General features: G+C 65.4%; 17 protein-coding genes and 1 tRNA gene. 9 read left to right on the top strand and 9 right to left on the bottom strand.

Features of this window, described 5'->3' with window-relative positions; translation table 11 throughout:
* Positions 1-83 precede the first annotated feature (83 nt).
* The 4 genes from trpD to ACSC1Y_RS04630 are packed head-to-tail and all read left to right on the top strand — an operon-like array spanning position 84 to position 4,136.
* On the top strand, positions 84-1,088 hold the full coding sequence (gene trpD, locus ACSC1Y_RS04645) for an anthranilate phosphoribosyltransferase (RefSeq protein ID WP_435333520.1): 1,005 nt from the start codon (positions 84-86) through the stop codon (positions 1,086-1,088).
* Entirely contained in the window at positions 1,085-1,735 is a 651-nt protein-coding gene (locus tag ACSC1Y_RS04640; RefSeq protein WP_435333519.1) for a phosphoribosylanthranilate isomerase, read from the top strand. Before trpD ends, ACSC1Y_RS04640 begins: the two co-directional genes overlap by 4 nt.
* On the top strand, positions 1,732-3,474 hold the full coding sequence (gene trpE / locus ACSC1Y_RS04635; protein ID WP_435333518.1) for an anthranilate synthase component I: 1,743 nt from the start codon (positions 1,732-1,734) through the stop codon (positions 3,472-3,474). The genes ACSC1Y_RS04640 and trpE overlap by 4 nt, the downstream gene beginning before the upstream one ends.
* Positions 3,471-4,136, top strand: a complete 666-nt coding sequence (locus tag ACSC1Y_RS04630) for a glutamine amidotransferase-related protein (RefSeq protein WP_435333517.1) — start codon at positions 3,471-3,473, stop codon at positions 4,134-4,136. The genes trpE and ACSC1Y_RS04630 overlap by 4 nt, the downstream gene beginning before the upstream one ends.
* On the opposite strand, the gene ACSC1Y_RS04625 is transcribed toward ACSC1Y_RS04630, so the two are convergent.
* Positions 4,133-4,357, bottom strand: coding sequence for a hypothetical protein (locus tag ACSC1Y_RS04625; RefSeq protein ID WP_435333516.1), 225 nt, complete (start codon positions 4,355-4,357; stop codon positions 4,133-4,135). The two genes, ACSC1Y_RS04630 and ACSC1Y_RS04625, sit on opposite strands and share 4 nt — an antisense overlap.
* Before the next feature lie 427 nt (positions 4,358-4,784).
* On the opposite strand from ACSC1Y_RS04625, the gene ACSC1Y_RS04620 reads away from it, so the two are divergent.
* Positions 4,785-7,904 carry an adenosylcobalamin-dependent ribonucleoside-diphosphate reductase gene (locus tag ACSC1Y_RS04620; protein ID WP_435333515.1) on the top strand — a complete coding sequence of 1,040 codons (3,120 nt, stop codon included), beginning with the start codon at positions 4,785-4,787 and terminating at the stop codon, positions 7,902-7,904.
* 108 nt (positions 7,905-8,012) lie between these two features.
* Here the strand turns inward: ACSC1Y_RS04620 and ACSC1Y_RS04615 are convergent, their stop codons facing one another.
* Positions 8,013-8,276 (bottom strand): hypothetical protein, encoded by a 264-nt coding sequence (locus ACSC1Y_RS04615; RefSeq protein ID WP_435333514.1) that lies wholly within the window; start codon positions 8,274-8,276, stop codon positions 8,013-8,015.
* Positions 8,277-8,351: 75 nt separating this feature from the next.
* Here ACSC1Y_RS04615 and ACSC1Y_RS04610 point away from each other — a divergent pair, with 75 nt between their 5' ends.
* Both ACSC1Y_RS04610 and ACSC1Y_RS04605 read left to right on the top strand, forming a co-directional pair.
* Entirely contained in the window at positions 8,352-8,507 is a 156-nt protein-coding gene (locus tag ACSC1Y_RS04610; protein WP_435333513.1) for an HVO_2523 family zinc finger protein, read from the top strand.
* Between the two features lie 102 nt (positions 8,508-8,609).
* The gene (locus ACSC1Y_RS04605) at positions 8,610-9,173 is read left to right on the top strand and encodes a response regulator transcription factor (protein WP_435333512.1); all 564 of its coding nucleotides are present in this window, start codon (positions 8,610-8,612) and stop codon (positions 9,171-9,173) included.
* On the opposite strand, the gene ACSC1Y_RS04600 is transcribed toward ACSC1Y_RS04605, so the two are convergent.
* A complete protein-coding gene (locus ACSC1Y_RS04600) occupies positions 9,143-9,823 on the bottom strand; it encodes a TVP38/TMEM64 family protein (RefSeq protein WP_435333511.1) in 681 nt (226 codons plus the stop codon). The genes ACSC1Y_RS04605 and ACSC1Y_RS04600 overlap by 31 nt on opposite strands.
* A gap of 82 nt (positions 9,824-9,905) precedes the next feature.
* On the opposite strand from ACSC1Y_RS04600, the gene ACSC1Y_RS04595 reads away from it, so the two are divergent.
* On the top strand, positions 9,906-10,268 hold the full coding sequence (locus ACSC1Y_RS04595; RefSeq protein WP_435333510.1) for a DUF5830 family protein: 363 nt from the start codon (positions 9,906-9,908) through the stop codon (positions 10,266-10,268).
* A gap of 95 nt (positions 10,269-10,363) precedes the next feature.
* Here ACSC1Y_RS04595 and ACSC1Y_RS04590 read toward each other — a convergent pair whose 3' ends face one another.
* Positions 10,364-11,914, bottom strand: coding sequence for a DUF7115 domain-containing protein (locus tag ACSC1Y_RS04590; RefSeq protein WP_435333509.1), 1,551 nt, complete (start codon positions 11,912-11,914; stop codon positions 10,364-10,366).
* A 132-nt stretch (positions 11,915-12,046) separates the two neighbouring features.
* On the opposite strand from ACSC1Y_RS04590, the gene ACSC1Y_RS04585 reads away from it, so the two are divergent.
* Positions 12,047-12,202, top strand: a tRNA-Met gene (locus ACSC1Y_RS04585).
* A gap of 274 nt (positions 12,203-12,476) precedes the next feature.
* Here the strand turns inward: ACSC1Y_RS04585 and ACSC1Y_RS04580 are convergent.
* From ACSC1Y_RS04580 to pstC, 5 genes are all read right to left on the bottom strand, one after another.
* A complete protein-coding gene (locus tag ACSC1Y_RS04580) occupies positions 12,477-13,478 on the bottom strand; it encodes a hypothetical protein (protein WP_435333508.1) in 1,002 nt (333 codons plus the stop codon).
* A gap of 348 nt (positions 13,479-13,826) precedes the next feature.
* Positions 13,827-14,492, bottom strand: a complete 666-nt coding sequence (phoU, locus tag ACSC1Y_RS04575) for a phosphate signaling complex protein PhoU (protein WP_435333507.1) — start codon at positions 14,490-14,492, stop codon at positions 13,827-13,829.
* Between the two features lie 62 nt (positions 14,493-14,554).
* Complete coding sequence (gene pstB / locus ACSC1Y_RS04570) at positions 14,555-15,361, bottom strand: phosphate ABC transporter ATP-binding protein PstB (RefSeq protein ID WP_435334641.1); 807 nt, start codon at positions 15,359-15,361, stop codon at positions 14,555-14,557.
* Positions 15,362-15,438: 77 nt separating this feature from the next.
* Positions 15,439-17,034: a phosphate ABC transporter permease PstA gene (pstA, locus tag ACSC1Y_RS04565; RefSeq protein WP_435333506.1), complete on the bottom strand. Its 1,596-nt coding sequence runs from the start codon at positions 17,032-17,034 to the stop codon at positions 15,439-15,441.
* Positions 17,034-18,098 carry a phosphate ABC transporter permease subunit PstC gene (pstC, locus tag ACSC1Y_RS04560; protein ID WP_435333505.1) on the bottom strand — a complete coding sequence of 355 codons (1,065 nt, stop codon included), beginning with the start codon at positions 18,096-18,098 and terminating at the stop codon, positions 17,034-17,036. Before pstC ends, pstA begins: the two co-directional genes overlap by 1 nt.
* Positions 18,099-18,136 lie beyond the last annotated feature (38 nt).

The raw sequence follows: 18,136 nt of genomic DNA, 5'->3' as shown, positions 1-18,136 counted from the left end.
CGTTTGCGCTGCGCGCAGCGTCAGTCTTAAGTCGATGTACGAATTTGTACATCGTAAGACGAAATACTACATTGGTGTCCACTATGCAGGAATTCATCGAACGGGTCACCGACGGCGGGGACCTCACGCAGACGGAGGCGCGAGAGGCAGCACGAATGGTGTTCGAGGACGCGACGGAGGCCCAGATGGGCGCGCTCCTCGCGGCACTCCGGGCGAAAGGCGAGACGGAGGCCGAGATAGCCGGCTTCGCACAGGGGATGCGCGACGTCGCGCGGACCATCCGGCCGAACCGCAGCCCGCTCGTCGACACCTGCGGGACCGGCGGCGACGACTACGACACCATCAACGTCTCGACGACCAGCGCGATGGTCGCGGCAGGGGCTGGCGTCGCGGTCGCCAAGCACGGCAACTACTCTGTCTCCTCTTCTTCGGGTAGTGCTGACGTGCTGGAGGTCGCCGGCGTCGACGTCGAGGCCGAACCAGCGGCCGTCGAAGCACGAATCGAAGACGACGGCATCGGCTTCATGCTCGCGCCGGTGTTCCACCCGGCGATGAAGGCCGTCATCGGCCCGCGCAAGGAGCTCGGAATGCGGACCCTGTTCAACATCCTCGGCCCGCTGACGAACCCGGCCGGTGCCGACGCGCAGGTCGTCGGCGTCTACGACCCGGAGCTGGTCCCCGTCCTCGCCCGCGCACTCGCGCGGATGGAGGTCGAGCGGGCGCTCGTCGTCCACGGCTCCGGCATGGACGAGATCTGCATCCACGGCGAGACGGTCGTCGCGGAGGTGAACGGCGACGAAATAACCGAGTACACCCTGACGCCCGAGGACCTCGGCCTCGAACGCGCTCCCGTCGAGGCGGTCGCCGGCGGCACGCCGGAGGAGAACGCCGCCGACATGCGGGGCATCCTCACCGGCGAGGTGACCGGCGCGAAGCGCGACATCATCCTGGCGAACGCGGGAGCGGCTATCTACGTCGCTGGCCTCGCCGAGACCCTGGAAGCCGGCGTCGCGAAGGCCCGCGAGGCCATCGACTCCGGGGCTGCCGAGCAGAAGCTGAACGACCTTACGACGGTTCCCGCACGATGACGCGCGTGAAGATCTGCGGGCTCACCCGCGAGGAGGACGTCGATGCCGCGATCGACGCGGGGGCCGATGCGGTCGGGTTCGTCGTCGACGTTCCGGTCGACACCCCGCGAGAGGTGACGGCGAGACGAGCGGCCGAACTCGTCGCTCGCGTCCCGCCGTTCGTGACCACCGTGCTCGTGACGATGCCGGGCGGGCCGAACCGCGCCATCGAACTCGTCGAACAGGTCGACCCTGACGTCGTACAGGTGCACTCGGACCTCTCACCCGGCGACGTGGCCTACCTCCGTTCGAAGGTCGACGCGGACGTGCTCAAACACGTCGACGCGGCTCGCCCCGGAACCGCCCGTCGGTACGCAGACGTGGCCGACGCGCTGCTCGTCGATTCGGTCGACGAATCGGGTGCGGGCGGCACCGGGAAGACCCACGACTGGGAGCGGACCCGGGCCGAGACGGCCGGACTCGACGTGCCCATCGTCCTGGCCGGCGGACTCACCCCGGAGAACGTCGCGAGAGCGGTCGAGACGGTCGAGCCGTTCGCCGTCGACGTGGCCTCTGGCGTGGAGTCTGCGGGGGGCGTGAAGGACCACGACGCGATGCACCGGTTCGTCGAGGCCGCGACCCGCAGACGGAGGCCGCTCCGGGCATGACGCCGGCGACAGATGACCGACGGGAAGACGACCGCAGTGCGCTCGACCTCGACCGCGAGTCGTTCGTCCGTCTCGTCGAGGAGTCCGCGACGCCCGAACGGCCGGTCGTCGTCCGTGTAGAGGCGACGCTCGACCGTGAGGTATCGCCGCTCGGTGCCTACGCCGCGCTCGCGGGGTCGGGCGAGTCGAGCCACTCCTTCCTGCTGGAGAGCGCGGAGAAGACCGCCTCCAGCGACCCGGCCGGTGCGTTCAACGCGACCGGTACGACGGACATCGGTTCGGACGGCGACCGCCACGCCCGCTACTCGTTCGTGGGCTACGACCCAGCCGCCGTCGTGACCGTCGGCCCCGACGGGCCGAGTGTCTCCATCCGGGACGACCGGTACGAGGGACTCGTCAGCGTCCCAGACGACGAGCAGTACGACACGCTCGATTCGCTTCGGGCGGCAATGCCCGACGTGACGCCGGTCAACTTCCCGCCCCACGAGCGCCAGCAGCTCGACGGCGGGCTGGTCGGCTTCCTCGGCTACGACTCCGTCTACGACCTCTACCTCGACGAGGTCGGCCTGACCAGACCCGACTCGCGGTTCCCGGACGCCGAGTTCGTCCTGACGACCCGGACGCTCGTCTTCGACCACCGTGCCGACGCGCTCTCGCTCGTCTTCACACCCGTCGTCCGCGACGGTGAGGACGCTGGAGCCGTCTACGACGAACTCGCCGCCGAGGTCGACCGGGTCGCGACGACCCTCGAGGACGCGACCGAGCCGACGCCGGGCGGATTCGTCCGGGAGTCGGAACGCGTTGGCTCGCAGGCCGACTACGAGGAGGCGGTCGCCCGCACGAAAGAACACGTTCTCGACGGCGACATCTACCAGGGCGTCGTCTCGCGCACGCGAGAATTACTCGGCGAGTGCGACCCGCTCGGACTGTACGCCGCCTTGCGGGCGGTGAACCCGTCGCCGTACATGTACTTGCTTGCCCACGACGACCTGCACGTCGTCGGCGCGAGTCCGGAGACGCTCGTCTCCGTCGGCGGCGGCCGTGTCGTCTCGAATCCGATCGCGGGAACCTGCCCCCGCGGGGACAGCCCGGTCGAGGACCGTCGCCTCGCCGGCGAGATGCTCGCCGACGAGAAGGAACGCGCCGAACACACGATGCTGGTCGACCTGGCGCGCAACGACGTGCGGATGGTCTCGAACCCCGGGACCGTCCGCGTCGAGGAGTTCATGAACGTCCTCAAGTACAGTCACGTCCAGCACATCGAGTCGACCGTCACGGGCGAGCTCGCGGACCGGTTCGACGCGTTCGACGCGACCCGTGCGGCGTTCCCCGCTGGGACGCTCACCGGCGCGCCGAAGATACGCGCGATGGAGATAATCGACGCGCTCGAGACCGAGCCGCGTGGCCTCTACGGCGGCGGCGTCGGCTACTACTCGTGGACCGGCGACGCCGACGTGGCCATCGTCATCCGGACCGCGACGGTCGAGCGAGGCGCGGAGAACGGCCTCGACCGCGTGACGGTTCGCGCGGGTGCGGGCGTCGTCGCCGACAGCGACCCGACCCGCGAGTACGAGGAGACCGAGAAGAAGATGGGCGGCGTCCTCGCCGCACTGGAGCGCATCGAGGAGTCGGCTGGAGACGGTGAGTCTGGAGTCGAGGCCGACGACGACCGCGACGAATCGGCAGCCGACGACGATACGGACGAACTCGCCACGCCGGAGCCGGAGGTGCCGCGATGAGGGTCCTGTTCGTCGACAACTTCGACTCGTTCACCTACAACCTCGTCGAGTACGTCGAATCCTCGCTGCTGGCCGCCGGCGACGACCCGACGGTCGAGGTCCTGCGTAACACCGCGAGTCTCGACGAGATACGTGCGTTCGAGCCGGACGCCATCGTCGTCTCACCGGGGCCCGGCCACCCGGCGAACGCCCGCGACGTCGGCGTCACCCTCGACGTGTTCCGCGAGGTCAGCCCGGACGTGCCGACATTCGGCGTCTGCCTCGGGCTCGAAGCGGCGGTCTACGCGTACGGGGGCGACGTCGGGCGGGCACCCGCCCCGGTGCACGGCAAGGCGTGGCCCATCCAGCACGACGGGAAGGGCGTCTTCGCCGGCATCGAACAGGGGTTCTCGGCGGGTCGGTACCACTCGCTCGTGGCCACGCGGGTCCCAGACTGCTTCGAGGTCTCTGCGATGGCCGACCACACGGCCGGTGCCACCAGTGCGTCGACGATGGCGACCGACGGCGGCCGAGAGGCAACTACCGGCGACGATGGCTCCCAACGACTCGTCATGGGCGTCAGACACCGTGAGTACCCGATAGAGTGCGTCCAGTTCCACCCGGAGTCGGTGCTCACTGCCCGTGGACACGACGTGGTAGAGAACTTCCTCGAAAGCGTCTAGGAGAGCACCAGGGCCGCGAAGGGCAGCCCCAGCGGGTTGATTCCGACGAGCGACAGCGCGTACAGGATGATGAGCGCTGTCACGGCGATGACGACGATCTTTATCGCGAGACTGAACGCGAGCTGGATGGCCTTGTACACGAGAATCAGCGCGAGCACCAGGAGCACCACCCCACCGATGGTTTCGACCTGCAGCGGCAGCAGGGCTGGAAGTACCGACATACCAGACAGGGTAGGCGGCGACGGTATAAGCCTGTTGCTGGGCGAACAGGACTGGCCATCGGGTCCGAACAGAGTCCGGCATTCGTCTGTTGGAAGTCGAACGGGTGAAACTGATTCGAGCGGGAAGTCACACCCGTCGTAGCCTTCGGTCCGGAAACACTTTCACTCCGGTTTGACGGGAGTTATAGTGGTCCATCCACTAGGGGTGAACGACCGCAGTTGCCGTGACACCGCAGCGCTGTGATATATACGCACAGTGGCCACGCTGTGGACAAGTACGGTTGAACTAGGCAAAGAAAATCGTAATCCAGACCATTTATGGCGGATTATCGAGTAACCAACCTTCGTTACGAACGATGACGCAGACACTACGCTTCGACGACGATTCTGGCTGTACAGGCCGCAGTACGGCCGGGGAGGGGACCGCATGAGCGAGTCGGAACTGACCGCCGACGAACTCGAACTACCGATCAAGCGAACCGAGGGGGACACGCTCGCAGATCGGCTCACCGGAAACGCGTACGAGAACATCCTCCCGGCTCGCTACCTTCGCAAGGACGCCGACGGCGAGCCCGTCGAGTCCCAGGAGGACCTGTTCGTCCGCGTCGGGAAGAACATCGCGCTGGCCGAGGCCGTCTACGAGGCACGAAAGCGAGACGTGACGGTGACCGTCACGCCCGACCAGCTCAAACCCGACCACCCGCGCCGTGACGAGCTCGCCGAGGAGGTCTTCGGGATGGGGACCTCGGTCGACGACGACACGGAGACCGAACTCACCGTCTACAACGTCAACAAGTTCGCGTACGATACGGTCGTTCCCGAACTGCCCGACGAGGTTCGCGAGCACGTCGAGTCCGTCGCCGACGAGTTCCAGTCGATGATGGAGTACCTCGACTTCATGCCGAACTCGCCGACCCTGATGAACGCCGGCGACGAGCTCCAGCAGCTCTCGGCGTGTTTCGTCGACTCCCCGGGCGACGACATCGACGACATCCACCAGACCGCGAAGGAGGCCGCACAGGTCTTCCAGTCCGGCGGTGGCATGGGCTACGCGTTCTGGAAGCTCCGGCCCTACGGTGACGCCGTCGGCTCGACCGGCGGCATCGCATCCGGTCCCATCACCTTCATGCGGACGTTCGACCAGATGTGCGAGACCATCGCGCAGGGTGGCGCGCGACGCGGCGCACAGATGGGCGTCATGCGCATCTCGCACCCCGACGTCATCCAGTTCATCCACGCGAAGAACAAGGACGTCTCCCTCGCACAGTCCCTTCGCCTGAACGACCCCGACGACTACACGCACACCTCCTTCGCGGACGCGCTGGAGGAGGCCCGCGAGCTCATCGACGACGAGGGCAAGGTGCCCAAACACCTCCGCAACGCCGTCGAGGGGCACCTCTCGAACTTCAACATCTCCGTCGGCGTCACCGACGACTTCATGGAGGCGCTGAAGAACGGCGAGGAGTTCACCTTCACCAACCCGCGCACGGAGGAACCCCACGTCGCGACGCCCCAGACGAAAGAGCTGTATGACATGTTCGGCCTCGGCGAGTACGTCGAGGTCGGCGAGGTCCTGTCGATGCCCGCCGAGGTCATCTGGGAGGACATCGTCGAGGGCGCCCACGAGAACGGCGAGCCGGGCGTCATCTACCTCGAGCGGGTCAACAAGCAGCACTCGTTCGACGTCGAGGAGCACCCGGACCACGAGATCCTGGCGACCAACCCGTGCGGTGAACAGCCGCTCGAGGAGTACGAGGCCTGCAACCTCGGCCACATCAACCTCTCGACGCTCGCCGACCTCGACGCGCCCGACTGGCGCGTCTGGTCCGCCGAGCACGCGGACGAGTACGACTCGAAGGAGGCCGCCGTCTCCGCGTTCCTCGACGAGGCAATCGACTACGAGGAGTTCGACCACCGCATCGAGTACGGCACGCGCTTCCTCGAGAACGTCGTCACGATGTCGGACTTCCCCGTGAAGAAGATAGAGCAGAAGGTCCGCGAGATGCGCAAAATCGGCCTCGGCGTCATGGGCCTCGCACAGCTCTACGTCCAGCTCGGCATCGAGTACGGCTCCGACGAGGGCAACGAGGTCGCCCGCCAGCTCATGCGGCACATCAACCACGAGTCGAAGTGGGCGTCCCACGAGCTGGCGAACGAGCGCGGTTCGTTCGCCGACTGGGAGGACTCGAAGTACGCGAACCCGACGAACTACCCCGAGTGGTTCGAGCACCACACCGGGCTCGACCCCGAGGACTGGGAGGACGGCTTCCCCATCCGAAACCACAACACGACCACCATCGCCCCGACCGGGACGACCTCGATGGTCGGCAACACGACGGGCGGCTGTGAGCCCATCTACAACGTCGCCTACTACAAGAACGTCTCCGACGACGTCCAGGGCGACGAGATGCTCGTCGAGTTCGACGACTACTTCCTGCGCGTACTGGAGGCCAACGACATCGACGTCGACGCCGTCAAGGCCGAGGCACAGGAGCAGATGGCGAACAACGAGTTCGACGGCGTCGAGTCGCTCTCGACGGTCCCGAACTCGATTTCGGAGCTGTTCGTCACCACGCAGGACCTGACCGGCAAGCAGCACGCCGCGGTCCAGTGCGCCTGCCAGGAGGGCGTCGACTCCGCAATCTCCAAGACCTGCAACTTCCCGAACGACGCGTCCGTCGAGGACATGGACGAGGTCTACCGCTACATCTACGACAACGGCGGCAAGGGCGTCACCGTCTACCGCGACGGCACCCGCTCGAAGCAGGTCCTGACCACGCGCGCCGACAACGCCGACTTCGCCGACGAAGACGAGGCCGCCGAGGTCATCGTCGAGCAGATCGAGGCCGCCTTCGGCGGCATCGAGGGCTTCCTCGACAACGGCGAGGTCCGCGCGAAGCTGGAGGCAGACGTCTCCGACATCGTCAGTGACGGCGAACGTGCCTACGCGAAGAAGAAGGAGCGCCCGGACCAGCTCCACGGTGTCACCCAGCGAATCGACACCGGCTACGGCAAGCTGTACGTCACCATCAACGAGGACCCGGAGACGGCAGAGCCGTTCGAGCTGTTCGCGAACACCGGCCACTCCGGCGGGTTCACGAACTCCTTCACGGACGCACTCGCGAAGACCATCTCCATCGCACTTCGCTCGGGCGTCGACCCGAACGAGGTCGTCGACAAGCTCCAGGGCATCCGGTCGCCGAAGGTCGCCTGGGACAAGGGTGAGCAGATCAACTCCATCCCGGACGCCTTCGGGACCGCCCTGCGCCGCTACCTCGACGACGAGATAGACCGAACCTACCCGCAGCAGAAGACGCTCGACGAGACGGCCGAGGAGGCCGCCGAGCGCCGGGCGGGCGCACGCGAGACCGACGGCGGTGCCGCGACGGCCGAGACCCCGGACGCCGATGCGAGCTCCACCACGGACGCCGTCGACGACCTCATCGCTGCCGGTGAGAGTCCCGAGTGTCCCGACTGTGGCGCGCTCTCGCTCTACTACTCCGAAGGCTGCAAGACCTGCGAGTCCTGTGGCTGGTCGGAGTGCTAGAACGGGAACCTGCTGAATCGAACTGAATCCGGGCGACGAGTCTCGAAACGTCGTCTTCGTTCGCTCTGTTCTCTTTCGTTCTGTTCTCGCTCGCCGTCGTGACCGAGATTAGTCCAGTCTGAGCTTCACCGAGTTGCGGCCCGTCTCGTCGTCGACCTCGTCGAGTCCGCCGGTCTGGTAGTACACTTGGAAGATCGCGTCGACCGCCGTGGCGAGCAGCAGGGCACCGAGGATGCCGCGGTCGAGCTCGCGGTCGCGGACGAGTCCACGGACGAGGAGCCCGATGAGGACGAACCGAAGAACCCGGTACGCGTTCTGGTTGCTCCGGCGAAGGACGGCCGCCATTCGGTCGTCGACGTGTGGCCAGCGCATACACACACAGTCGCACGGAAGGGTGATATATTCTCCCTCGACAGGTTGAATGCCGTCGGCTCGAAACGCGGACGCATGACCGGGGACGATGACGGTTCGGGCGGTCAGGAGACGGCTCACGGTGGTCGTCCCTGCCCGCTCTGCGGCGAACCGCTGTACAAGCGCCACTGCAAGTACGTCTGCGAACAGCACGGCGTCATCATGGACTGCTCGGACCCGTTCTACCTCTGAGCGGTCGGATAGTTCCGTTTGTAGCTTACGGCCGTCGGGCGATTACGGCCGAAAACACTACCCTACCGTACGGCGAGTCCGAGACGATTGGGGCGATTCTGGATGGACGAGCCGACGATACTGGTGGTGGACGACGAACAGACCCTCGCTGACCTGTACGCGACGTGGCTGGGCGAGGAGTACGAGACGGAGACGGCCTACGGCGGAGCGCAAGCACTGTCGATGATCGACGAGGCGACCGACATCGTGCTGCTCGACCGGCGCATGCCCGACTGGTCCGGCGACGAGGTACTGGACGAGCTCCGCATGCAGGGCTACGACTGCTGGGTCGTGATGGTCACGGCCGTCGATCCCGGTCTGGACCTTATCGAGCTCGACGTCCACGACTACCTGACGAAGCCGGTCTCGGAGACAACCCTCGTCCGGCTGGTCGAATCACTCCTCGTGAAGGACCGGTTCGACTGCGAGCAGGTGGCGGCTGACGAGGCGGCGAACAAGCTGGCCGCGCTCGAAGCGAGTCTCGACGTCGACGACATCGTGACGGCGGCCGATGACGACCCGTCGGGACGGCTCGAAACGCCGCACGCGGAGCGGACAGCCGAGGCAGACGAGGCGGCGCGGCGACTCACAGAGCTCTACTCCGACGACCCGGCGAACCGTTCGTAAGCTGGTCCGGCGAGCAGCACGCCCGACGAGACGACCATCGCGACCGCGAGCGGGAGGCCGACAGCGCCGAGGCCAGACGCTGACAGGGTCGAGGCAGAACTCCCAACGACCACGGCCGCGACGGTCCACGGGAGCTCGCCGACGACCGTCGCCGCGAGGAAGGTGCTGAGCCGGACCCCGCTGACGGCGGCCGTGGCGGTGACGGCGTCGGCCGGAATGGGTGCGAGTCGTGCCGCGGTGACGCCGCGGAAGTCGCCCGCCGAGTCGAAGTACCCCTCGACCGAGGAGCGAACGCCATCGACCGCAGGGACGCCCGCGAGTAGTCGACCCGCGTCGTCAGGTCCGTCGACCCAGCGTGCCGCGGCGAACACCGGGACCGAGGTGAGGGCGGCGCCGGCGAGTCCGAGCGGGACGCCGAGGAGCACGCCGTAGCCGTAGCCGACGGCCACCGCGAGGAGGGTCGTCGGCCACGCGAGGAACGGGCGGCACAGGTAGAGGACGAACAGGCACGCCCCGAACAGCCAGGGGTCGTTCGACACCGCCTCGACGCGGGCGAACACCGCGGCTGTCGACGTGAACAGGCTCGTGGCGACGACGGCGACCACAACGAGCACACCGAGGGCGGCACGGCGGCGGGCGTCCCAGCGCATCGACCCGAGTTCTGTCCCCGACGAGTAACGGCCTTTCGGTCGCGCGCAAGGCTTAATCGGCTGGCCGCGGGAGGGCAGAACGATGGACGGAGAGACCGACAGGGTCGAACTCGGGGTCGAACTCCTGTCGAAGCTGGAGGACCCAGAGCTGTCGCTCGCCGACGCGATGGACCGCATCGAGGTGGTGACGACGGACCCGGCGACGGTCCGAGAGATACTCGACACCGCGGTCATGCGTGGCGTCATCGAGCGAGAAGATGGGGTGGTCCACACGACGGCGAGTGGCTTCGTCAGCCAGACGAGCGACGTGGTCGCGCGAGACGGCGAGTTCGAGTGCCGACGCTGCGGTACCGGTATCACGACGGGCCATTTCATCGAGCTCGAAGCGGGCGAGCTGGGTCCGTTCGGCTCGTTTTGCGTGCGGAAGGTCACCGGACGGGAGTGAGAGCTACCGATTGGCGAGAGACACGAAATACGGCGCAGTCACATCGCGCTTTCGTCCGACGCGACCGGCGGTCGGAACCGTCAAGTAACGGTTCGCTATCTACGCTGGTCGAGCCGTTCGACCAGCCGTTCGATGGTCCGTTGCTGTTTGACCAGCAGCTCGTTCTGTCGCACCACCTGCTGTTCGAGGTCGTCGAGCCGTTCGAGTATCTCGTCGTCGGCCGTCTTCGCCGGCTCGAACCCGGCCTGTTCGAAGCGTTCGTCGGCGATGCCGTCCGTCTCCTCTTCCTCCTGCGCCGGTGCGTCGGCTTCGTTTCGCTCGTTCTGACCGTCTTCCGTCGAGTCGTCGAGTTCATCGGGAACGTCCGCCGAGTCGACCGATTCGCTGGGAGCCGCCGTCGTCTCCGTCGAACTGGCGTTGGACTCGGTCGCGGTACCAGCACTGGCGTCGGTGGAAGCGGCGTCGGACGTGACGTCCGTGCCAGCAGCAGTCGAATCGACGGGAGCGGAGGCAGAGGCGGGGTCGGCCGTCGCGGTGTCCGTCACGGTGGTGTCCGACGTCGCCGGCTCATCGGCCTCCGTTGCGGCCGAGTGCCGGACTTGCTTCGCTTCAGCCGCCGGGTCCGATGTTTCCGACTGTTCCGACGGTGCGGCGGAACCAGCGGTCCGCTGTTCGCGTACCGGCCGCTCCGACTCCTGGGCGTGGTGTGTCTCCTCAGGGGTATCCGACCGTGTCGGCTCGGGAGTGGACCGGTCGACGTGACCGGGGTCTGGGCGACGGTCATCCGCGGGCCGGTCGTCGAGTGACGCCTGCTGGTCGGCCGACATTGTATCTGCGCCGGCGTGTGCCCCGTGGTCGTCCCGCAGGTTCACATCGTGCTCGTCCAGGGCGGATTCCGGCTCCGCCGTGGGCGTCTCGCTCGGCTGAACCGTGTTACCCGCGTCGAGCGGGTCGACGCCCTCACCGAAGTCGACGGGGCTGGGACGGTCGTCCTCCTCGTCCTCGTCCGGTCGGACGACCTCGTTCAGCGCTGCCAGCGAAGAGACGTCGTAGTACGCGAACAGCGCCTGCTGGAGGTACTCTTTCGCCTCCGCCGCCCGCTCGTTGGAGACCTTGATGCGCTCGGGCCGCCCGCTGACCCCGAGGACGACCTGTGTCGCCACGCTCCCGTCCTCGAAGTCGAGACCCGTCACGTTCTCGTAGTGGTACTCTTCGTAATCCTCGTCCCACACCGCGTTGCCGACGTGTTTGACCAGCCGCTCTGAGGTGATGACGAGGGTCAGCTCGGAGAATCGAAGCGTGCGGGTGACCGTCTCTCCCTCGTTGGTCACCCCGCTTTCTTTCAGCACACCGGCGAGGATGGGGTGGATGACCTCCTCCGTCGCGTTGGCGGGGACGGTGAAGTCCTTCGACCCGGAGAGTGGATACTCCAGCGTGATGCGCGTCTTGCGCCGGCCCTCCTTGACTGTCATTCGTTCGGCATCGTGTGGGTATTCGTCGACGGACTCGTCGCTCAGGAAGCCCTCAGACTGGTAGATGAGGGTGCGAGAGGGTGTCACGTACAGTACGTTCTCTCCACCGAGGGAGACTGCTGCTGCGACCGCCTCGCCGCCGAGCGACGACTCCACGATCCCCGGAACGTCCATGATGACTGCTTTACCACCTCATGGTATAAAACCGTGGGGCGAGCCACGATTCCGGAAACCGGCGTGAGACTGCCAGACAGGGTCGGGACAGTTGAGAAGGCTTAAGTTTCACACCGGTAAACGAACGAGTGAGGCCGGGTGGCTTAGCTGGACATAGCGCCGCACTCATAGGGTTTAGAGATTCGGTGCGGTAACTGCCTGGGAAGGCTCATGCATGCCCCCACGAGACCCGCCAAGTCTCGGACCTGGGTCATGCGGAGATCGCGGGTTCGGAGCCCGCCCCGGCCATTTTCACTGACATCACGAGACGGAGCCGAGTGATAACTCCGTGAAAATGTGCCGGTAGACGCGACGAACCCGTTTACGGTCGCCGGCGAACGGACGTGAGCCGGCGAGCAGTCGGAGCTCGTCTCCGACTGAAGTTCGGAGCCCGCCCCGGCCACTACTTCATGACGATGTCACGAACGACAGTGAGTGACCAGTGCATCCGTCACCGAGCCACACGGAACGAGTGCAGCGGACGCAATGACGGCGGTGGAGAACCGGGCGCAGCGAAGAGACGTTACTCTGTCGGGTCGACCAGCTTCGGACCGGACTCGCCGACGAGCCCCTTCTCGATGGCGGTGTCGACGATGCTTCGACACTCGTCGGGGTCGACGCCGTAGGCACCGACGGCGATCTCCTCGATGGCCGACCGCTCGACCGGGAACTCGCGGTTCTGGAGGAGGCGCATCACCTTGTTGTAGGTGCGGGGCGAGACGTCGAGCGACGGCTGGGCCGGTGCGCCCGGTTTCGTTCCAGGGTCCGACCGGCCCGTGTCTGTACCGGCGGGTTCCGACTGGGACTGCTCCGACTCGGACGGGGTGTCGGTCTCGTCTGTCGGGGAGCCAGTCTCGTTTGCTGGGGTGTCGGTCTCGTCTGCCGGAGAGCCTGTCCCGTCGGCCGGGAGGTCGTCACCCTCGGATGGGGCGTCGAAGGTCACGCCATCGAGTCCGATGTCGTCGCGTTCGGACTCGTCGACGGTCGTCGACCGCGAGACGGACGAGCGATCGAAGATGGAGTCACGGCTGGTCGTATCTGCCTGGTCGCCGTCGTCCTCGAAGATGGACTCGTCGGGGGTTCGGTCCGTCGGCGTCCCGAAGACGTCTTCGTCGGTCGTGGGTTCTTCGTTGAACCGTATCTCCTCGGCCTTGCGAGCGAGGTCGGCGGCTTCGTCCTCCGTCGACGAGACGGTTCCACCCTCGGCGTCTGCGATCGAGGGTTCGTCGTCGAACGGGAATGGGTCTGTCCCCGTCTCATCGCCCTCTTGCTCCTCCATGGATACCTGGTCGCGGGCAGCGTCGACCCGTTCGTCCGACCCAGCCACGGAACGGTGCGCACTCGGTTCGTCGGCATCGTCGGCGGGCTCTCCTGCTGGGTCTGCTGTGGCTGCCTCGTCCGCGTACTCTATCTCCAGCCGGATCGACGTGACCCTGGAGAAGTCGACTGGTGCAGTGTCGAGTATCGCCTGGACGTTCTCGTAGGCGTCGTCGGGGTCGTCGACCTCGATGGTGATGGAACTCATCGATCCACCGCCACCACTGTCCGGTTGGTGACGTGTGCCACCCGTGTCGCGATATCGTCGAGCATTGAGAGACATCACGGAAGGTGCCCATCTAAAACTTGGCCTCTCCTCGACCAGATGTCGGAGAAAGTGACAGTCTGCTCGTCACGTCCCGGGCACCGTTCTGCGTCTACTACACAGGGGATTGTGATTCCTTGAGAGGTGCAAGTCGTCGTTCTCGATGGTATATCGAGAGTATAGAGCGTCCGAGCGTCGACAGGGGTGTCGTGGTTCCATTCGGGATTCCGGTCGAAGACGGTGGTCACCCGTTCGGTATCGGCGGATGCGGAAAACAGCTCGGAAGAACGGTTACCGGATGAGTTCGTCGTCGTTCTCGATCATGTAGAGGGCACGTGCGGCGATGTTGACGCCGTGGTCGCCGACGCGCTCGAGGTCGCGGATGGTGAGTAGCAGTCGGGAGACGTCGCTCATCACGTCCTCGATACCGGACTCGTGTTCGGTCTCGATGAGGTCGCGGACGACCATCTCGCTCGCGTGGGCACACAGATCGTCGACCTCGTCGTCGCGCGAGGCGACGTCGTAGCACGCCTCCGTGTCCTCGTCGGCGTAGGCATCGAGTGCGTCCTCTATCATCGCTATCGTCTGGTTGCCGATCTCTTGGATGTCCACCTCGGCGAACACGTCGCGCTCCGCGTCCAGGGTGTACTGGCCGAGGTTGGTCGCGAGGTCGGCGACGCGTTCGAGGTCGGTGATGATCTTGAACGAGGCGGCGATGAACCGGAGGTCACCCGCGACGGGCTGTTGCAGTGCGAACAGGTCGATACACTCCTGTTCGATGTCGAGGTAGAGCTGGTTCACCTCGTCGTCGGTCTCGATGATGCGGTTCGCGGTCTCTTCGTCCTTGTTCTCCAGTGCGACGAGCGTGTCGCGGAGCCGGTCGAGGACGACCTCCCCCATGTAGAGGACGTCGTCTTCGAGCGACTGGAGCTTCTCCTGGTAGCTCTCTCGTGCCATTTATTGAATCGATTAGCGGTGTCGGTAAAGCCGTTATGTATCCAAAGTTATAGTTCTGTTCGCTATCCGAACTTGCCGGTGATGTAGTCCTCGACGCGGTCGTGTTCGGGGTTCTCGAAGATCTGCTTCGTGTCGCCGAACTCGACCAGCTCGCCGCCGGTCAGGAAGACGGCCGTCTTGTCGGAGATACGCGCCGCCTGCTGCATGTTGTGCGTGACGATGACGACGGTGTAGTCCTCGGCGAGTTCGTCGATGAGGTCTTCGATCTGCGAGGTGGCGACGGGGTCCAGTGCGGACGCCGGCTCGTCCATCAGCAGGACCTCCGGGTCCGGGGCGATGGCGCGGGCGATGCAGAGTCGCTGCTGCTGGCCACCGGACAGTTCGAGACCGGACTCGTCGAGCCGGTCTTTGACCTCGTCCCAGAGTGCAGCGCGCTTGAGCGACTCTTCGACTATCTGGTCGTAGTCGCCCTCCTTGTTCTGGATCTCGAGGCCGTAGGCGACGTTGTCGTAGATGCTCTTCGGGAACGGGTTCGGCTTCTGGAACACCATCCCGACGCGGCGGCGGAGCGCGACCGGGTCCACGTCGTCGTCGTAGACGTTCTTATCGCCGAGGTAGAGGTCGCCCTCGACCCGGGCACTGTCGATGAGGTCGTTCATGCGGTTGATACACCGCAGGAACGTCGACTTGCCACAGCCCGACGGCCCGATCATGGCGGTTACCTTGTTCTCGGGCACCTGCATCGAGATGTTCTTGAGCGCCTGGTCGTCGCCGTACCAGACGTTCACGTCCTGGGCCTCCACGATGGTGCGGGTCGGTCTCGTGGTGGCGTCGTCGTCGATGCCAGCGGTCACGTCGGTCTCGAGCATCGAGCCGTCGTCTTCGCTGACCGGGTCCTTTCTCGCGGTCGATTCAGCCTCTTCGTTACTCATCTCTTGTGTCATGGTTACGTTTCTCGCTGATACCTGTTGCGCAGTACGATTGCGATACCGTTCATCGTGAGCAGTACGACGAGTGAGACGACGACACCGGCCGCGAGCGCGGTGGTGTAGAACGCTTCACTCGCGAACAGGGTCGCCCACGAGTACAGCTGCATGGGCATGGCGCTCCCCTTGGAGAGGAAACCACCCGGAACCGGTGCGATGGCCGCGTAGCCGATGAAGATGAGTGGAGCCGTCTCGCCGATGGCGCGTCCGAGCGCGAGGATGGTCCCCGTCAGGATGCCGGGCATCGCCTGTGGAAGGACGACCCGCCGGACGGTCTGCCACTTCGTCCCGCCGAGGCCGTACGAGGCCTGACGCGTGGAGTCAGAGACGGACCGGATGGACTCCTGTGCGGAGATGATGACGATGGGCAGGATGAGCAACGAGAGGGTCATCCCACCGACGAGAACGGAGCCGACCGGGAGGTCGACCGCGTTGATGAACACACCGTATCCGAGCAGGCCATAGACGACCGAGGGAACCCCTGCCAGATTGGAGATGTTCACCTGGATGATACGGGTCATGCGGTTGTTCGGCGCGTACTCCTCGAGGTACACTGCCGCACCGATACCGATGGGGAAGGACATGAGCGTCACGACGACCATCAGGAGGACCGAACCGATGATCGCCGGATACAGGCCGGCGTCGACCGGGTTCGAGGAGTGCGAACTGGTGAGGAATTGCCAGTCGACCCAGGACTCCGGTCCGGCGAGGCCGAGTACGGGCGCCAGATACCGGATGCCGAGGACGCCGAGGACGAACACACCGGCGAAGACGAGTCCCGGGACCTGCGTCGGCCGGTCGCGGAGGACGACGAACGCGTACGCGAACGTCGGAATCACGACCGTCGTCGCGAGGACCACGCTCGGCATCGGGAAGAACCACAGGTAGGGGCCGACGAACGCGGCCAGCAGCCCGAGGGCGGCAGCAGCACCGCCAGCCAGGCGGCCAGTCTGCTGGTCTTCGAGCTGTCCGCCGACGAACCACGTGACCGCGGCGGCCATCGGCAGGGTGAAGGTGACCCACATGATGGACCACGGCAGCAGATAGAACGGGAATGCGTCGATGAGGCGGGGAACGATCGCGACGAACACGGCGAAGGCGACGAGGCTAGCGAGCACCTCTTCGAGGAAGCCAGCCTGTCGCTCGCGGCGATAGAGTACGAGTGCACCGGCCGCGAGCACCATCGCGAGCCAGTAGCCGAGCCAGGTCGTCGGAGCGAACACGTCGAGGAACAGCATGACGATTGCCGCCCCGAGGAACAGGCCAGCGAACGGGATTCCCGTCGCGGCCAGTGCGGTCTGAATCGCGGGTTGGTGGTTGTACCAGACCCATCCACCGGCGACGATGGTCGGCAGGACGAGCGTGGCCACGAAGAAGGCGTACCACGCTGGGTCGGCGCTGAACGGTTGAATCGCCTGCACGCCGACGTACGCGAGCAGGACACCCAGCGAGACGATTCCGATGAGCGTCGAGGCCAGTAGCAGGTACCGGAAGACGGTCCCGACGGTCCGGCTGACCTCACCGAAGCTCTCGATGTGTTTTCGTTCGGTCGCCATTATTCGTACTCCTCCCGGTAGCGTCTGGCGATAAGGTCACTGACGATGTTCATCACGAGCGTCATGGCGAACAGGGTGAATCCGACCGCGAACAGGCTGTGATATGCGATACCGCTCGTCGGCATGTCGCCGGTCGCGATGTTGACCATCGCGGACGTCATCGGCATCACGGGCTCGAAGTAGACGGCGAGCGTGCCGAGGTTCGGGTACGGAATCTGGGTCCCGAGCAGGGAGATGTGACCGAAGTCCGGCATCGTCGGCGTCGAACCGGCGGCGACGACGACGATCATCGTCTCACCGACAGCACGCGAGAGCGCGAGGATGAACGACGAGGCGATACCGGACACTGCGGCAGGAACGACGATACCGACCGAGACGTCGAACTTCGTCGCGCCCATCCCGTAGCCGCCGCGGCGCAGGTCGTCGGGGACCGCGCTCATCGCGTCCTCACTGATCGAGGAGACCATCGGGATGATCATGATGCCGACGATGATACTGGCCGACAGGGCGTTGAACGTCCCGAGCTCGGGGAAGTTGAAGACGGTTCCAGAGAGCCCTGGGACGTCGTTGTTCAGGAAGGTGAGGAATCCGTCGAGGAACGGTGTGACGTACACGAGCGCGAAGAAGCCGTAGATGACCGTCGGGATGCCCGCCAGAATCTCGAGCGCGGGCTTGAGGACGGCTCGCTTGCGCTTGCTCGCGTACTCACTCAGGTAGATGGCGGTCGCGAGCCCCAGGGGCATCGCCACGATCGCCGCTCCGATGGTTATGACGAGCGTGTTGATAATCAGTGGGAGAATGCCGAATGCGTACGGTTTGAACCCTGCAGCCCAGTTTGTTCCGAGGAAGAATTCCCCGAGTGAGACGGTATCACCCGAGTATCCTATCAGCCCTGCCGTCGGCTCGAAGAACTTCACCGTCTCCGAGGCGAGCAGGAGAACGATACTTACGGTCGTGAGTACGGAGAGCGCAGCGCACGCGAAGAAGAAGGCATTCATCACCTTCTCTTCGGGCGTATCGCTCGCGGTCTCCGTGATGTCCTGTGTCACCCTGTCCGTGCTCATGAAGTTGGTTCTGTGTTCGAGAGGTATTCAGACGTGCC

The organism is Haloarchaeobius lipolyticus, assembly GCF_051208015.1.
Taxonomy (GTDB): domain Archaea; phylum Halobacteriota; class Halobacteria; order Halobacteriales; family Natrialbaceae; genus Haloarchaeobius.
Note: the sequence above shows the minus strand (reverse complement) of the source record. Positions and strands in the feature narration are given on the sequence as shown.

What these genes read in the sequence shown, in the direction of transcription:
- trpD (WP_435333520.1), top strand. Translation starts at nt 84, where the DNA reads ATGCAGGAATTCATCGAACGGGTCACCGACGGCGGGGACCTCACGCAG.
- ACSC1Y_RS04640 (WP_435333519.1), top strand. Translation starts at nt 1,085, where the DNA reads ATGACGCGCGTGAAGATCTGCGGGCTCACCCGCGAGGAGGACGTCGAT.
- trpE (WP_435333518.1), top strand. Translation starts at nt 1,732, where the DNA reads ATGACGCCGGCGACAGATGACCGACGGGAAGACGACCGCAGTGCGCTC.
- ACSC1Y_RS04630 (WP_435333517.1), top strand. Translation starts at nt 3,471, where the DNA reads ATGAGGGTCCTGTTCGTCGACAACTTCGACTCGTTCACCTACAACCTC.
- ACSC1Y_RS04625 (WP_435333516.1), bottom strand. Translation starts at nt 4,357, where the DNA reads ATGTCGGTACTTCCAGCCCTGCTGCCGCTGCAGGTCGAAACCATCGGT.
- ACSC1Y_RS04620 (WP_435333515.1), top strand. Translation starts at nt 4,785, where the DNA reads ATGAGCGAGTCGGAACTGACCGCCGACGAACTCGAACTACCGATCAAG.
- ACSC1Y_RS04615 (WP_435333514.1), bottom strand. Translation starts at nt 8,276, where the DNA reads ATGCGCTGGCCACACGTCGACGACCGAATGGCGGCCGTCCTTCGCCGG.
- ACSC1Y_RS04610 (WP_435333513.1), top strand. Translation starts at nt 8,352, where the DNA reads ATGACCGGGGACGATGACGGTTCGGGCGGTCAGGAGACGGCTCACGGT.
- ACSC1Y_RS04605 (WP_435333512.1), top strand. Translation starts at nt 8,610, where the DNA reads ATGGACGAGCCGACGATACTGGTGGTGGACGACGAACAGACCCTCGCT.
- ACSC1Y_RS04600 (WP_435333511.1), bottom strand. Translation starts at nt 9,823, where the DNA reads ATGCGCTGGGACGCCCGCCGCCGTGCCGCCCTCGGTGTGCTCGTTGTG.
- ACSC1Y_RS04595 (WP_435333510.1), top strand. Translation starts at nt 9,906, where the DNA reads ATGGACGGAGAGACCGACAGGGTCGAACTCGGGGTCGAACTCCTGTCG.
- ACSC1Y_RS04590 (WP_435333509.1), bottom strand. Translation starts at nt 11,914, where the DNA reads ATGGACGTTCCGGGGATCGTGGAGTCGTCGCTCGGCGGCGAGGCGGTC.
- ACSC1Y_RS04580 (WP_435333508.1), bottom strand. Translation starts at nt 13,478, where the DNA reads ATGAGTTCCATCACCATCGAGGTCGACGACCCCGACGACGCCTACGAG.
- phoU (WP_435333507.1), bottom strand. Translation starts at nt 14,492, where the DNA reads ATGGCACGAGAGAGCTACCAGGAGAAGCTCCAGTCGCTCGAAGACGAC.
- pstB (WP_435334641.1), bottom strand. Translation starts at nt 15,361, where the DNA reads ATGCTCGAGACCGACGTGACCGCTGGCATCGACGACGACGCCACCACG.
- pstA (WP_435333506.1), bottom strand. Translation starts at nt 17,034, where the DNA reads ATGGCGACCGAACGAAAACACATCGAGAGCTTCGGTGAGGTCAGCCGG.
- pstC (WP_435333505.1), bottom strand. Translation starts at nt 18,098, where the DNA reads ATGAGCACGGACAGGGTGACACAGGACATCACGGAGACCGCGAGCGAT.